The sequence below is a fragment of the Sutterella sp. genome (genome assembly GCF_030539355.1).
Taxonomy (GTDB): domain Bacteria; phylum Pseudomonadota; class Gammaproteobacteria; order Burkholderiales; family Burkholderiaceae_F; genus Sutterella.
Genome location: NZ_JAUNSF010000020.1, coordinates 1 through 14,775 on the forward strand (window position 1 = coordinate 1; position 14,775 = coordinate 14,775).

The 14,775-nt window shown below is 67.0% G+C and carries 13 protein-coding genes; 9 read left to right on the forward strand and 4 right to left on the reverse strand.

Translation table 11 applies throughout. The features are described 5' to 3' along the window. Positions 1 to 278 precede the first annotated feature (278 nt). A complete protein-coding gene (locus Q4F91_RS05135) occupies positions 279 to 1,250 on the forward strand; it encodes an MBL fold metallo-hydrolase (protein ID WP_303335213.1) in 972 nt (323 codons plus the stop codon). Positions 1,251 to 1,383: 133 nt separating this feature from the next. On the opposite strand, the gene Q4F91_RS05140 is transcribed toward Q4F91_RS05135, so the two are convergent. Further along, the gene (locus Q4F91_RS05140) at positions 1,384 to 1,824 is read right to left on the reverse strand and encodes an META domain-containing protein (RefSeq protein WP_303335215.1); all 441 of its coding nucleotides are present in this window, start codon (positions 1,822 to 1,824) and stop codon (positions 1,384 to 1,386) included. Between the two features lie 228 nt (positions 1,825 to 2,052). Here Q4F91_RS05140 and Q4F91_RS05145 point away from each other — a divergent pair, with 228 nt between their 5' ends. The 6 genes from Q4F91_RS05145 (at position 2,053) to Q4F91_RS05170 (ending at position 8,511) form a co-directional block, all read left to right on the forward strand. Next, complete coding sequence (locus Q4F91_RS05145; RefSeq protein ID WP_303335216.1) at positions 2,053 to 2,985, forward strand: ZIP family metal transporter; 933 nt, start codon at positions 2,053 to 2,055, stop codon at positions 2,983 to 2,985. A 160-nt stretch (positions 2,986 to 3,145) separates the two neighbouring features. Then, on the forward strand, positions 3,146 to 3,412 hold the full coding sequence (locus tag Q4F91_RS05150) for an exodeoxyribonuclease VII small subunit (RefSeq protein WP_303335218.1): 267 nt from the start codon (positions 3,146 to 3,148) through the stop codon (positions 3,410 to 3,412). A 45-nt stretch (positions 3,413 to 3,457) separates the two neighbouring features. After that, positions 3,458 to 4,414 carry a polyprenyl synthetase family protein gene (locus Q4F91_RS05155; RefSeq protein ID WP_303335220.1) on the forward strand — a complete coding sequence of 319 codons (957 nt, stop codon included), beginning with the start codon at positions 3,458 to 3,460 and terminating at the stop codon, positions 4,412 to 4,414. A 110-nt stretch (positions 4,415 to 4,524) separates the two neighbouring features. Beyond that, complete coding sequence (gene dxs, locus Q4F91_RS05160; RefSeq protein ID WP_303335261.1) at positions 4,525 to 6,393, forward strand: 1-deoxy-D-xylulose-5-phosphate synthase; 1,869 nt, start codon at positions 4,525 to 4,527, stop codon at positions 6,391 to 6,393. Between the two features lie 166 nt (positions 6,394 to 6,559). Next, complete coding sequence (gene murB, locus Q4F91_RS05165; RefSeq protein WP_303335222.1) at positions 6,560 to 7,597, forward strand: UDP-N-acetylmuramate dehydrogenase; 1,038 nt, start codon at positions 6,560 to 6,562, stop codon at positions 7,595 to 7,597. Positions 7,598 to 7,812: 215 nt separating this feature from the next. Further along, positions 7,813 to 8,511 (forward strand): hemolysin III family protein, encoded by a 699-nt coding sequence (locus Q4F91_RS05170; protein WP_303335223.1) that lies wholly within the window; start codon positions 7,813 to 7,815, stop codon positions 8,509 to 8,511. Between the two features lie 127 nt (positions 8,512 to 8,638). Here Q4F91_RS05170 and rpsT read toward each other — a convergent pair whose 3' ends face one another. Further along, positions 8,639 to 8,908, reverse strand: coding sequence for a 30S ribosomal protein S20 (gene rpsT, locus Q4F91_RS05175; protein ID WP_303335225.1), 270 nt, complete (start codon positions 8,906 to 8,908; stop codon positions 8,639 to 8,641). 290 nt (positions 8,909 to 9,198) lie between these two features. Between rpsT and murJ the strand changes: the two genes are divergently transcribed. Next, positions 9,199 to 10,737 (forward strand): murein biosynthesis integral membrane protein MurJ, encoded by a 1,539-nt coding sequence (gene murJ / locus Q4F91_RS05180; RefSeq protein WP_303335227.1) that lies wholly within the window; start codon positions 9,199 to 9,201, stop codon positions 10,735 to 10,737. A gap of 81 nt (positions 10,738 to 10,818) precedes the next feature. Here murJ and Q4F91_RS05185 read toward each other — a convergent pair whose 3' ends face one another. Then, positions 10,819 to 11,112 carry a hypothetical protein gene (locus Q4F91_RS05185; RefSeq protein WP_303335229.1) on the reverse strand — a complete coding sequence of 98 codons (294 nt, stop codon included), beginning with the start codon at positions 11,110 to 11,112 and terminating at the stop codon, positions 10,819 to 10,821. Between the two features lie 309 nt (positions 11,113 to 11,421). Between Q4F91_RS05185 and Q4F91_RS05190 the strand changes: the two genes are divergently transcribed. Then, entirely contained in the window at positions 11,422 to 12,663 is a 1,242-nt protein-coding gene (locus tag Q4F91_RS05190) for a hypothetical protein (RefSeq protein WP_303335230.1), read from the forward strand. A 110-nt stretch (positions 12,664 to 12,773) separates the two neighbouring features. Here the strand turns inward: Q4F91_RS05190 and abc-f are convergent, their stop codons facing one another. Next, entirely contained in the window at positions 12,774 to 14,711 is a 1,938-nt protein-coding gene (gene abc-f, locus Q4F91_RS05195) for a ribosomal protection-like ABC-F family protein (protein WP_303335232.1), read from the reverse strand. Between the last annotated feature and the right edge of the window lie 64 nt (positions 14,712 to 14,775).

Here is a 14,775-nt window from a genome sequence, read left to right on the forward strand (position 1 = left end):
AGCCCAAGCCTGAACCCGGCAAGAAGAATCCCCCGAAGAAGGATCCTCCGCCGAAGGACGGACGTCCTCCCGAGGAGGAACGCCGTCGCGGCTGATGCCTCATCGGCAGCCTGACTGTCTCAGGCGGTCAGGAAGAAGCGCCCTCCGGGGCGCTTTTTCAGTCTCTGATTGTTTCGATTAACGTAACAGTCAGTTGATTGTACAGGTATTTATTGATCTGTATGCCTTCAATATCCTTTCCTTCGACGGTCAGTCACGACCGGAAGGAAGAATTCAACATGAAGCACTTTGAGCCGGCGCTCCCGCGCCGTCGTTTTCTCTCAGGCGCCTGCGGCACCGCGGCCCTGATGCTTGCGGGCGGCGTTCCGTCGCTTGCGGCCGCCTTGTTTGCTCCTGAGGCCCGTGCCGCGGGGCGTGAGATGAGTTCCGAGGAGGTCTCGCGTGCCTTCGAGCGGTTCGCCGACACGCGGAGGATGGATCCCGAACTCGGCGCCTGGCTCGGGGACAGAGCGATCCAGGAGATCGATCCGTACCGCGCCTTTGACAACGTCTGGAACGTCGGCATCCGCTGGGTGTCGGCCTGGGCGATCCGCACGAGCGAGGGCGTGATCCTCATCGACACGCTCCACGAGCCCTTCGCCGAGCGCCTTCTCGCGAACCTCGCCGCCGTCGGCGTCGGCCGCGAGGAAATCCGGTATGTGCTGATGACGCACGGGCACTTCGACCACGTGGGCGGCTACGAGCGGCTGCTCAAGGTCCTCCCCAACGCGCGCTTCGGCATGAGCGAGCGCGGCTGGGCCGAGGCGAAGCATCACGCCGGTGAAGGACGCTTCCGCATTCCGCGCATCGACATGGTCCTCCGGGACGGCGACCCGGTGACGCTTGGGCAGACGACGGTCACGGTGCTCGAGACCCCGGGGCACACCTGGGGAACCTGCTCCTACATGTACCCGGTCTTTCTCGCCGGGGAGCGCCACACAGGCGTGACGATCGGCGGGCAGGGACTCAACGCCATGGACGACCCGAAGCAGCTCGCCGCCTACATCGCAAGCATGAAGCGGCTCGGCAGCGACGAGCTCGGGATTGACGTCGACCTCACCGCGCACCCCTTCAGCACGGGTTTGACCGAGCTCATTCCCGCGGTGCGCTCGTGGAAGCCGGGATCGGCCCATCCGCTCGTCAGCCGCCCCGAGTACCTCGGTCGGCTCGATCGTCTGATCCGCCGCGCCGAGGGTTATGTGAAGCGCTGAGAAAAGCGCTTCCGCAGAAGGTTTCCTTCCTTCGCGGTCAAGGCCGCGGGTCTCCCAGGGTAGAAAAAGGCCGCGCTTCCTGCCTCAGGTCATGGGCAGGCGGCGCGGCCGTTTTGTCCGGGAATGCCGCGTGTTACTCGCAGCGTCCGGCGCGCTCGGGCACGAGCGTGACGACCTTCTCGCCGGCCTCGTTCCAGAGATCGATCGCGTCCTCGCCCGACTTCGTGGCGTAGGCGGTCTGGTTGAGGAGGGCGAGGAAGTCCTGCTCGACCTTCATGAAGGCCGGGCCGCAGAGCTTCATCGTGGTGCCGATCTCGCCGAGGTCAAGCCTGACGCCTTCCTGGGTGTAGCGGCCGAGGAGGCGGTTGCAGCCCGCGAGTCCCGAGATGCGGCCGTCCTCGCTGAAGGCGATCGTGGGCGGCAGTTCGCATTCCTCGCTCACGCCGCCCGACCACATGAAGGTCTTTCCGGCGAGCTCGGGGGCGTCGCCCTCCGGGGCGTTCGAGCCGCCCGTGGCGGCGCAGCCGACGAGCATGGCGGCGGAGAGAAGAACGGGGAGCAGTGCCTTGTGCATCGGGAAGTCTCCTGGAAAAAGAGATGTCGGGTCTCAAGGTCCCGTCTCGGGCCTTGCTGGAAATTGCCTCTGATGCTACCGCACAAAGTCTGCGTCCACGCTGAAGCCGCATCGGACTGTTACCTTTGTCCGCGGTATTCCTTTGAGGCAGGGCTCCGGCGGAACGGCTCAAACAGCGCGGCCGGGACAAGCTTTAAACTCAGCGGCCTGAAATGATGTCGACTGTCTATGAGTGCACTGCTCTTCCTTGAGGTCTTTCTCGCCAATGTCCTGACGCGCGCCGCGGCGATCGGCTGCGCCTTCTGGCTCGTCGCCCGTCCGTTCGCGCGTCACGCGGACGCGATCCTCGCGGCCGCCTGCGGGTTTCTCGTCACGATGCCGCTCACGCATCTCCTCCCCGAGGCCTTCGAGGCGCCCGGGGCGGATCCGCATGCGCTCGGTCTCGCGATGCTCGCGACGATGGGCGTCTTCCTCGCCGCCGAGCACCTGCTCGGCACGGGACATGCGCACGAGGCGCATCATGATGACCATGACGGCCATGCGGAGCATGTGCTGCCGGCTCTGCCGGGGCTCTTCACCGCCGCCGCGCTCCACAGCTTCGTCGACGGCATCCTGATCGCCACGACCTTCTTCCTTGACGAGCGCGCGGGCTGGCTCGCCGCCCTGGCGGTGCTCGCGCACGAGCTTCCGCAGCAGACCGGGTACTTCGTGATCCTGAGCTCCGCCGGACGCTCGCGCCGCTTTTCGCTTCTCTTCTGCTCAGGCATTGCCGCGGCCGCCGTGCTCGGAGGCTTCCTGGGGCTCGGCACCATCCACGCCTTCGAGGGGTTGCTCCCCTATGCGCTCGCCATGTCCGCGGCCTCGTTCCTCTACATCACGCTCACCTCGCTCCTCCCGGAGGCCTTCGAGGGCGCGCGCGGTCTGCGCGGGAATCTCTCCCGGCTCGCGCTCGTCGCACTGGGCGGCATTCTCTCCATCGTGCTCCTCGGCTTCGCGCACGGGCACGACCACGCGGATCATGTGCATGAGCATGCGCATGTGGAAGCGCATGTGCATGACCATGCCGAACAGCATGCGGATGACCATGAGCATGAGGTGCATGACCATGAGGCTCACGACGATCGTGCCCGGGATCATGCTGCGGAGGAGGCCGCGCGCTGAGTCAAGCGCCTCCCGGCGTTTGAGCCGGGGACAGTTCCCGGGAAAACTTTTAAGGGCGGCCCTGCCTGCGGTCGGTACAATCGAAGGCTGAACCGAATCAGGCCGCAGGACCCCCAGTCTCACTCTTCCTGTCGGCGTCTCCCACCGCAAGGATTCACCAATGACCGAAGCCGGCGAAAACAATCTTCCCGATGTCTCGACGCTCTCCTTTGAGCAGGCGCTTGAGGAGCTCGAGCGGCTCACGGCACAGATGGCCTCGGGGAACGTGACGCTCGAGGAGAGCGTGCGCAGCTACGAGCGCGGCGCGAAGCTTCTGCAGCGCTGCCGCTCCGAGCTCACGCGTGCGCGCGAGGCGATCGAGCGCATCCGCGCCGAGACCGGAGCTCCGACGGTCGCCGATTCCTATGCTGACGGCGATCCGTTCTGACGCGGCCTTTTCCCCGATCAAGTTCAAACGAGGAGCGTCCTGAAGATGACGTCCAGCGAAAAAGAAGGCACGGTGACGGAAGCGCCCGCCGAACCAAATTTCACCGTCTGGTCGCGCGAGCGCGCCCGCCACTTCGAGTGGGTCGCGGAGCGCATGATGCCGCAGCCGGGCGGCGTGCCCAAGCGCCTCATCGGCGCGATGCGCTACTCGGTCCTCGGCGGCGGCAAGCGCATCCGCCCGATTCTCTGCTACGCCGCGGGCGAGGTCACCGGGGCGAGCGCCACGGTGCTTGACCGCGCCGCGCTCGCGCTTGAGATGATTCACAGCTACAGCCTCGTCCATGACGACATGCCGTCGATGGACAACGATACGCTGCGCCGCGGCCGCCCGACCTGCCACGTGCAGTACGGCGAGGCGCTCGCGATGCTCGCGGGCGACGCGCTGCAGGCCGAGGCCTTCACGGTGATCTCGTCGCCCGAGGTCCCCGGCATGATCGCCGCGCGTCTCACGCACATCCTCGCCCGTGCCGCGGGCGTCTGGGGCATGTGCGGCGGACAGGCGCTCGACCTCGGCATGGTCGGGCAGCACCCGGACATCCCGGCGCTCTCGCAGATGCAGGCGATGAAGACGGGCGCGATGATCACCGCGAGCGTGCTCATGGGCGCGCAGGCGGGCGCCTGGGAAGCGATCGGAGACGGTGCGAAGGCCGGTCTCGCCCGCTACGGCGAGGCGCTCGGCGTCGCCTTCCAGGTCGTGGACGACATCCTCGACTGCACGCAGGACAGCGTCACGCTCGGCAAGACCGCGGGCAAGGACGAAAAGGACGACAAGCCCACGTGGGTGTCGCTTCTCACGCTCGAGGGCGCAAGGAAGCGCGCGCGGGAGCTTGAGGAGGAGGCCATCGAGGCGCTCCGCCTCGTCACGGCCGATCCGGGCGCCGTCCCGGGCTGCGACCGCAGGCTCGCCGAGATTGCGCGATATGTGATAAACCGTACTCACTGATTCCGCGAATCCTCCGCCGCCAGTCACCGCCAAGAAAAAAGAGAAGAAACAAAGATATGTTCAAAGAGCACTTCAACGATCCCGACGCGTCGATAGATTTCGGCGAGCCCATGGAATACCGTCTGCTTGACCGCATCGACGGGGTTGAAGCGCTCCGTGAACTCTCCGAGGAGGAGCTCCCCGAGCTCGCGCGCGAGCTCAGACACTTTCTCGTGAGGAGCGTCGCCGAGACGGGCGGCCACCTCTCGAGCTCGCTCGGCGCGGTCGAGCTCTCGATCGCGCTCCACTACGTCTTCAACACGCCCCGCGACCGCATCGTCTGGGACGTGGGCCACCAGGCCTATGCGCACAAGATCCTCACGGGCCGGCGCGACGCGATGAAGGGCCTGAGGAAGCTGAACGGCATCTCGGGCTTCCCCAAGCCCGCCGAGTCGCCCTTCGACGCCTTCGGCACGGGGCACAGCTCGACCTCGATCTCGGCGGCGCTGGGCATGGCCGTGGCCTCCCACCTCGAGGGCGAGAGCGACCGCTGGTCGATCGCCGTGATCGGCGACGGCGCCATCACGGGCGGCATGGCCATCGAAGCGCTCAACGACTCGGGCGTCTGGAAGAAGGGCCTGAAGCTCCTCATCATCGTCAACGACAACGACTGCTCGATCTCGCCCCCGGCGGGCGCGCTCTCGCAGCACCTCGCCAAGATCGTCTCCACGCAGGCCTTCAACAGCGCCCGCGAGATGAGCAAGCGCATGATGAAGCCGATCCCGAGGCTCTGGGACGTGGCGAAGCTCTTCGAGCGCCAGACGATCGGCCTCGTTAGCCCGCAGTCGGCGCTCTTCGGGGCGTTCGACATCAACTACTACGGTCCGATCGACGGCCACGACCTCGCGAGCCTCGTGAAGGTTCTGCAGAACCTCCGAAAGATGGACCGTCCGCTCGTCCTGCACGTTGCGACGATCAAGGGCAAGGGCTACAAGCCCGCCGAGGCTGATCCGACGCTCTACCACGGCGTCTCGCCCTTTGACCCCGCGGTCGGCATCGTCCCCTCGGGAAAGAAGTCGAAGCCCACCTACACCGAGGTCTTCGGCAAGTGGATCTGCGACATGGCCGAGGTGGACAAGCGCCTCTACGCCATCACGCCGGCGATGCGCGAGGGCTCGGGTCTCGTCGAGTACGCGCAGCGCTTCCCCGACCGCTACCGCGACGTGGCGATCGCCGAGCAGCACGCGGTCACCTATGCCGCGGGCCTCGCCTGCGGCGGCATCAAGCCCGTCGTCGCGATCTACTCGACCTTCCTGCAGCGCGGGCTCGACCAGCTCATCCATGACGTGGCGCTGCAGAACCTGCCCGTGATGTTCGCGATTGACCGCGGCGGCATCGTGGGTGCCGACGGTGCGACGCACCAGGGTGTCTTCGACATCGCCGAGCTCCGGAGCGTCCCGAACATGTGCGTGATGACGCCCTCGGACGAACTTGAGACGCGCCTCATGCTCTCGACAGCCTTCCAGATGGACTCCCCGGCGGCGGTGCGCTATCCGCGCGGCCGCGGCCCCGGCGTGGAGCCGGGAGATGACCTCGCGACCATCCCCGTGGGCGTCTCCAGAATGCTGCGGGAAGGGAGCCGCGTCGCCTTCCTCGGATTCGGCGCGATGACGAACGTCCTCGCCCCCGTGGCCGAGGCCTTGGGCGGCACTCTGATCGACATGCGCTTCGTCAAGCCCCTTGACCGCGACGCGGTGCTCGAGGCCGCCGTGAAGCATGAGCTCATCGTCACGGCCGAGGAGGGCGTGCTGATGGGCGGCGCGGGCGCGGCCGTGATGGAGGCGCTTTCCGACGCCGGCGTCGTCTGCGACGTCATGCGCTTCGGCATCCCTGACACCTTCATCGAGCAGGGCACCCAGGCCGAGCTCTACGAGCAGATCGGCCTCACGCCGGCGGCGATCGAGGCGAAGGTGCGCGAGCGTCTCGAATCCAACTCCTGATTCCCGGAAAGCTCCGGAAGACTCTGACGGGCGGGGAAGCGGTTCCTCGCCCGTTTCCGTTCCGTCGCATTCCTGCGGCAAACCTGCGAGAGGGGCGGGATGCGTCCCGCTCCCTATAATTCTTCAGGTACCCCGATTCCAACGTTGTGAGGACCCGCAGAACACCATGATCAGAATTCAGACAGAAAAGAGACTCGACACCCTCACAACCTTCGGCCTTCGCTCCACTGCGGAGGCCTTCGCGCAGGCGTCCTCCATCGAGGACCTGCAGGAAGCGGCCGCCGTCGCGCGCGAGCGCGGCTGGAAGCTTCATCTCCTCGGGGGCGGATCCAACACCGTCCTCATGAGCCGCGTGCCCGGCCTGGTGCTTCAGCCCGTCTTCCGCGGCATCCGCCGCGAGACCGACGCCTCGGGCTCGGTGCTCGTCGTCGCCGGCGCCGCCGAGGCGCTCGACGACGTCGTCGGCGCGACGCTGCAGCACGGCCTCGGGGGCCTCGAGAACCTCGCGGCCATCCCCGGCTCCGTGGGCGGCGCCATCGTGCAGAACGCGAGCGCCTACGGCCTTGAGATCGCCGAGCGTCTCGCCTGGTGCCGCGCCTGGGACCGCGAGACGGGCGAGATACGCCTGCTCACGACCGAGGACTGTGACTTCGGCTACCGCACGAGCTATTTCAAGTCCGAGGAAGGCCGCCGCCTCGTCATCATCGAGGCAGCCTTCCGCATGCCCGCCGAGTGGAAGCCCGAGATCTCCTACAAGGGGCTCGGCGCCCGCTTCGAGGGACGCGCTCCGGAGAGCATCCGCCCTGAGGAAGTCGAGGCCGCGGTGCGCGAGATCCGCGCGTCCAAGCTCCCCGATCCCGCGGAGACCGGGAGCGCCGGGTCGTTCTTCAAGAACCCGGTGGTGACGCGCATCAAGGCCCGCGAGCTCATCACGCTTCACCCGAAGCTCGTCACGTATCCGCTCGCCGGCAGCCGCTCGAAGCTCGCCGCGGGGTGGCTCATCGAGGCCGCCGGCCTCAAGGGCTACGCCGAGGAGACCGTGGGCGTCTGGCCCGCGCACGCGCTCATCCTCGTCAACCGCGGCGGCGCCACGGGCGAGGACGTGCTGCGCTTCGCCCGAGGGATCGCGGAGCGCGTGGAGCGCCGCTTCGGCGTCACGCTCGAGCCCGAGCCCGTCTTCGTGGGCACGGACGAGGCCTTCTGACCGCTTCCCGCTTGCCGTTCCTTCTTTGAAGCGCCTGTTGCAGTTCCTCTGAACTCGACCAGGCGTTTCAGCATTTGCATTTTGTAAGGGTTTCCCCTCGGTTTTTAACCCGCTATCAGCCGAAAGGATGATCAGAATGGATCCCATGGGCGCGGAACTTCTCTTTGAGTGGGTTCCGCAACGGATGGACCGCCGTTACTGCATGGGGAAAAGGAATGGTGAGGAAACACTCAAGGAAATCGGCGCTGAGGGCGCTCGGCCGCTACAGCCTCGGCGAGGAGATCGCCAATGCCGTCACGCACGGCGTCGCGGCGATCCTCTCGATCGTCGCGCTCGTCCTGATGATCATCTTCTCGGTGAAGGAGGAGGCGGGCCCCGTGGCGCTCGTGAGCATCATCGTCTTCGGCGCGGCGATGATCATCCTCTACACGATCTCGACGCTCTACCACGCGCTGCCGCAGCGAAAGGCGAAGCGCGTGCTCCAGGTCCTTGACCACAGCGCGATCTACATCCTGATCGCGGGCTCCTACACGCCCTTCTGCCTGATCACCCTGGGCGGTCTCACGGGCACCATTCTCTGCACGGTCGTCTGGACCATCGCGCTCGCGGGCGCGGTTCTGCAGCCGATCCTCCTGCGGCACGCCGACTGGATCAACTGCGTGCTCTGCCTCGTGCTCGGCTGGTGCATCATCTTCGTGATCAAGCCGCTCTTCGATTCGCTCCCCGCGGGCGGCCTCTGGCTCCTCGGCGCGGGAGGCCTCGTCTACTCGGTCGGGGTGATCTTCTACCTCTGGGACCGGCTCCCCTTCAACCATGCGATCTGGCACGTCTTCGTGCTCGCCGGCACGACGCTGCAGTTCCTCGCCGTGCTTCTCTACGTGATTCCGTCCGCCTCGGCCCTGGCCGCCGCCTGAGCGGCCCGAAGCGAAATTCGCAGGCAGTAAAAAAGCCCTCGGTCAGAGATTACCGGGGGCTTTTTCGATCGACGCCTGATTGGCCGCCTGAGGGAACGGCTTTCAGGGTGTCAGGTGCGCGGCGTGATTACGCGGCAGCCATCGCCTTGATTTCGGCGGAGAGGCGGCTCTTGTGGCGGGCAGCGGCGTTGCCGTGGAGCACGTGCTTGCGGGCCATCTTGTCGATCACGGATTCGGCAGCCTTGAAGGCTTCCTGGGCAGCAGCCTTGTCACCGGCAGCGACGAGCTTGCGCACCTTCTTGATGGCGGTGCGGTACTGGCTGCGCTGGGCGGAGAGATGCATGTTGCGCTCGGCGGTCTGACGGGCGCGCTTGCGAGCTTGCTTGGTATTGGCCATTTTGTTGATTTGTCCTAATGTAAATCAGTCGACGATCTTGGGTTTGGAGGAACCCGGCCGGCGCACAAAATTCACGGGGCGGCGGAGCGGGTTCGCATTGACGGGGTCCGCGGGCAGTCGCTTCCTTCACGTTGAAAGCGGCGCCGGCAAATGGTCGACCCCGAAAAGCCCTAGACTATAGCACCTTTCCCGGCGGAGTTCCTACCGGCCGGTGCAGTTTTTTTTCTTTTCCCGGAAGTCCTGCCGCTCCAGGCCGGTCGGACTCATCCGGGTCTTCCTGAAGGACAAGGATGTCGCTTCTCAAGTCCGCAGCAACGATCTCGGGTCTCACGCTTCTCTCGCGCGTCACGGGCGTCATCCGGGACATGCTCATCGCCCGCTACTTCGGCGCCACCGCCGAGACCGACGCCTTCTACGTGGCGTTCCGTCTCCCGAACATGCTCCGCCGGCTATTCGCCGAGGGCGCCTTCCAGCAGGCCTTCGTGCCGATGCTCTCCGAGGTCCACGAGACGAAGAGCGCCGACGAGGAGAAGCGCTTCATCGACCACGTGTTCTCGGTGCTCGCCACTGCGCTCCTCATCGTGAGCGTGCTCGGCGTCCTGGCCGCGCCGCTCCTCGTCTGGGCGATCGCGAGCGGTCTGCGCGAGAACCCCGAGGCCTTCGACCTCGCCACGCAGCTCACGCGCTGGATGTTCCCCTACATCGCCTTCATGAGCCTCGTGGCGCTCGCCGCGGCGATCCTCAACACGAGGAAGAAGTTCGCCGTGCCGGCGGCGACGCCGGTCCTTCTCAACCTCTCCTTCATCGTCTGCGCGGTGCTTCTCGCCCCGCGTCTCGAGGAGCCGATCTGGGCGCTCGCGGCCGCGGTGCTGATCGGCGGCGTGCTGCAGCTCGGCACCCAGGTCGCCGCGCTCGCGCGCCTCGGCATCATCGTGCGTCCGAGGAACCTCCGGGAATCCTTCGGCGACGGCGCGGTGCGCCGCGTGCTGATACTGATGGTCCCGGCGCTCTTCGGCGTCGGCGTCGCGCAGCTCTCGCTTCTCATCAACACGAACATCGCCTCCTGGCTCGGCCACGGCGCGGTGACGTGGCTCAACTACGCCGACCGCCTGATGGAGTTCCCGACGGCGCTGCTGGGCGTCGCGCTCGGCACCGTGCTCCTGCCCGGTCTTTCCGCTGCCCACGCCCGCGGCGACTTCGAGCGCTACAACGCGCTCCTCGACCATGGCCTGAGGCTCGTCGTTCTCGTCGGCATCCCCGCCTCCGTGGGCCTCTGGCTCACCGCGGACGCGCTCGTGAGCTTCCTCTTCCAGGGCCGCAGCTTCACCCCGGACGACGTCGCGAAGACCGCGGTCGCGGTGGTGGGCTACTCGGTGGGTCTGATGGGCCTGATCGGCCTCAAGATCATCGCCCCGGCCTTCTACGCGAGGAAGGACATCCGCACGCCGGTGCGAGCGGCCTTCGTCTCGCTCATCGCCGTGCAGCTCATCAACTGCGTCTCGGTGCCGCTCCTCGCCCACGCGGGCCTCGCGCTCTCCGTGGGTCTCGGGAGCTGCGTCAACGCCTGCATTCTCCTTGTGATCCTCTTCCGCCGCGGCATCTACACGCCCCGCGCGGGGTGGTTGAAGGCCATCGCGCGCGTCGCCGCGGGCTCGGCCGTCATGGGCGCGGGCCTCTGGTGGGCGCAGCGCGGCGTCGACTGGACGGCGCTCACCTGGACCGTGCGCGCCGCGGGCGTCCTCGGCATGGTCGCCGCCGCCGCGGTCGTCTACTTCGGCGTTCTCTGCGCGCTCGGCTGGAGGCCCTCCGAGCTGCGCCGCGCGCCCTGACCGATCTGACAGTCAAAAGAAAAGGGAGGCGTCTTCCGGAGACGACCTCCCTTTTTTCACGGGCCTGGGGTAGCGGGGTGATTACTCCTCGACTTCCTCGCCCTCGTGCTCGATCTCCTCGAGCGTGAGGAACGGCATCCTTGCAGGCCAGGCGATGAGCTCGTCCTCGGAGAGGGCGTTGAGGGCCTCGGGGCCGAGACGGGCGGAGTTCACCGCGTAGTTGAGCTTCGCATAGACGTGGACGAGATCGTGCGAGAGGATATCCTCGGCCGTCTCGCTGTCGGGGTGATCCTCGAGCTTCGCGAGCACTTCGGAAAGCTGCTCGGCGGCGTCGCCGAGCGTGGCCTGCAGCCACTGAGCGGAAATATCAGACATCTGGGAAACCTGCATTGGAGAAGGAATTTCTCCTGGAACGGGGAGAAACCGGGAGGGGCGCGGAGGCTCCTGACCGGAATGGAGAAATTCACCGTTCTCTATTGTAGTTTCAGGGAATCGCGGCGAAACGCGCTCCCGTGCCCGCCGGAGGTGCGGTTTTCCCTGACACCGCCCGTCCGGGCGAAATACGCGCTTAAGGTTGCGTCCCTAGACTCGCGGGTGTTCCACGGAAACCCTTCCCCCGGGGGAGGAGACCGTGAAATCCTGTCAAAGACAACAAGAGACCCGCCAAGAGGAGCGTCTGCCGCCATGCCGAAGAGCAAAACCAGTCCCCGCCGTGCCAAGAAGCTTGAGAAGCGTGTTGCCAAGACGGCGCGCCGTTCGAGCCCGATGTCCTACGTCGACATGCTCGACCGCCTGCGCGAGACGTTGAACGCCCGCTTCTACGAGGAGCAGGGCTTCCCGCACCTTGAGATCCTCGCGGACAACTATCAGGGGCAGGTGACGACGGGCGACCTCTCGGATCACCTCCAGCTCGAGCACCTCTTCATCGGCATGACCGTCGCGCTCTGCGACGCGATCCGCGCCGACAGCAAGAAGACGATGGAGCAGCGCGAGGACGCCTGCGCCGCCGTCGCCTACGCGATCGCCGCCACGCTGCTCGACCTGCGCCAGGACTTCCGCGACACCTCCGGCTGGATGGGCCCGCAGGCGCTCGCCGCCGTCCGCGCCCGCTGGGGCGCGTCGAAGTTCCGCCTCTCGGGCCTCGAGGAGGCGGGCCGCACGATGGACGACCGCAGCCTCGCGTGCTACTTCGGCATGGACTTCGTGATGACGCTCCTCGACCTCACGGGCGAACTCGCCCAGAGGGGCGGCGACTCGGTGATCTCGGTGACGACCTGCAAGGACGCCGTCGTCACGGCCTTCACGAGCTACGCCACGGCGAACCTCGCGCTCGCGGGCTCGAAGCTCGTCGACCTCGAGGAGCTCTTCGAGGAGAACCAGGTGACCGAGGAGTTCCGCAGCGAGTACCCGGCCTGGACGCCGGAGCCCGCTGATGCGTTGGTCGAGGTCTTCCTCGGCCTCAATGCGCTCCAGGACCGCGACTACAACTTCATCGCGCAGATGATCCGCGACCCGCATTTCCTCCACGACATGCGCGCGCTCTACGTGCGCAGCGATCCCGAGAGCGTCCCGCAGGGGCGCCGCGAGGAGATCCTGATGAGCTACGCGCTTCGCTACGGCCCCCGCTCGACCGAGGCCTTCGCCGCGGACCGTGACCCGACCGAGGCCGAGATGGACCAGGACGCCGAGGCGATCAACCTCTTCGTGATGACGATGCTGCTCCAGGCGGACCCGGCGCCCGTCGAGGGCATCGACGAGGATCCCGAGGACGGGCTCGCCGCCGAGGCCGACACGCACACCTACCGCATCACGATGGACGAGCAGGCGCAGAAGGTCTTCGACGCCTGGAAGGACGAGCGCTTCGCGGTGCCGGCCGTCACGATGCCCGGCACGGATCTGCCCTACCGCGACGGCGAGAAGAGCTGAAATCCCGCCGAAGGCTTCTGAGAGGAGGCTCTCCTGAGCTTCCTCCCGCCTGAGACAACGACGCCCGACCGATTACGGCCGGGCGTTCGCTTTCGGGGAGTGGAAGTTTCTCAGGCGGGATCGGCCGCCGCGGCGCTCTTCGCCTCGATCTCCTCGGAGAGCTCGAGCCAGCGCATCTCGAGCTCCTCGACCTGGGGGCCGAGCTCGCCGTGTTCCTTGAGCATCGCAGCGACCTTCTCCTGGTCGGCGTTCGTGTAGAAGTCCGGGTCCGCGAGCTCCGCGTCAAGGGCCTTGAGGCGCTCGGAGAGTTTGTTCATCTCACGATCGACCTTCGCGAGCTCGGCTTTGAGCGGCTTCGTGATCTGCGCGATGCGGGCGCGCTCCTGCGCGGCGAGGCGCCTTGCCTCGGACTTGTTGGCCGACGGGGCCGTGGGCTTCGCGGCGAGTCGCTCGGCCTTCGCTTCCGCGGCGGTCGTGCGGCGGTGCTCGAGCACGAGCTGGGCGTAGTCGTCGAGGTCGCCGTCAAAGGGCTCGCGCCGGCCGTCGTGCACGAGCCAGAGCTCGTCGGTGACGGCGCGCAGCAGATGGCGGTCATGCGAGACGAGAAGCACCGCGCCCTCGTAGGTCGAGAGCGCCATCGTGAGCGCCTCGCGCGTCTCCATGTCGAGGTGATTGGTCGGTTCGTCGAGCACGAGGAGGTTGGGCTTCTTCCACGCGATGAGGGCGAGCGCGAGGCGGGCCTTCTCGCCGCCCGACATAGGACGCACGGGGCTCGTGGCGAAGTCGCCGGAGAAGCGGTAGGTGCCGAGGAAGTCGCGGAGCTCCTGCTCGCGCGTGTCGGGGGCGAGGCGCCTCAGGTGCTCGAGCGGCGTGTCATCGAGCCGCAGCTGGTCGAGCTGGTGCTGCGCGAAGTAGCCGATCTCGAGGCCCTGGCCGCGGCGCAGTTCGCCCCCGAGGGGCGGGATCTCTCCGACGATCGTCTTCACAAGCGTCGACTTGCCCGCGCCGTTCACGCCGAGGATGCCGATGCGCTCGCCCGAGCGGACGCTGAAACCCACCTGCGAGAGGATCCTCAGGTCGCCGTAGCCGCAGGAGAGGCCCTCGGCGTCGACGAGGTGCTCGGGGAGCCGCACGGGCTTCAGAAAGTTGAAGCGCCACTCGCGCTTCGCGCGCACGGGCTCCACGGACTCGAGGCGCTCGAGCATCTTGATGCGGCTCTGCGCCTGGCGGGCCTTCGTCGCCTTGTAGCGGAAGCGCTCGATGTAGCTCGTCAGGTGCGCGGCCTGCGTCTCGTAGGCGCGGCGCGCGGCGTCCTGCTGGCGGAGTTTCTCGACGCGCTCGCGCTCGAAGGCCGAGTAGTTGCCCGCGTAGCGGCAGATCGTGCCGTCCTCGACGGACCAGACGTTCTGGATCGCGCGGTCAAGGAACTCGCGGTCGTGCGAGATGATGACGACGGTCGATTCGACGCGCTTGAGCCAGTTCTCGAGCCAGATGAGCGAGTCGATGTCGAGGTGGTTCGTGGGTTCGTCGAGGAGGAGCAGATCGGCGGGGCGCATGAGCGCCCGCGCGAGCGCGATGCGGTTGCGCCAGCCGCCCGAGAAGTCGCGCACCGGGCGGTCGCCGTCCGACTCCTGGAAGCCGAGGCCGGCGAGGATGGTCTTGGCCTGCGCGACGACGGCGCCTTCGTTCACGTCGGCGAGCTCGCTGTGCGCCGCGGCGAGCGCCATCTCGTCGCCCGAGGCCTCGGCCGCGGCGAGGCTCTCGCGGGCCCTGATGAGGGGCGCGTGGCCCGAGAGCACGTAGTCGATGCAGTTGACGTCCTCGACCTGGAAGCTCTGCGCGACGTGCGCGATGCGCTCCTGCGGGGGCGTCTCGATCTCGCCCTCCTCGGCGCTGATCTCGCCGAGGATCGCCGCGAAGAGCGTGGACTTGCCGCAGCCGTTCGGGCCGACGAGGCCGATGCGCTCGCCCGGGCCCGCGATCAGCGTCGCGTGCGAGTAGAGCGTGCGGGTTCCGCGCATGAGCGAGAGGTTGAGAAGTCTGAGCATGACGGTCGGGAGAGAAGACGATGGCCGCGTCCTGCAGGGGCGCGGCCGGGAATCAGAGACGTTT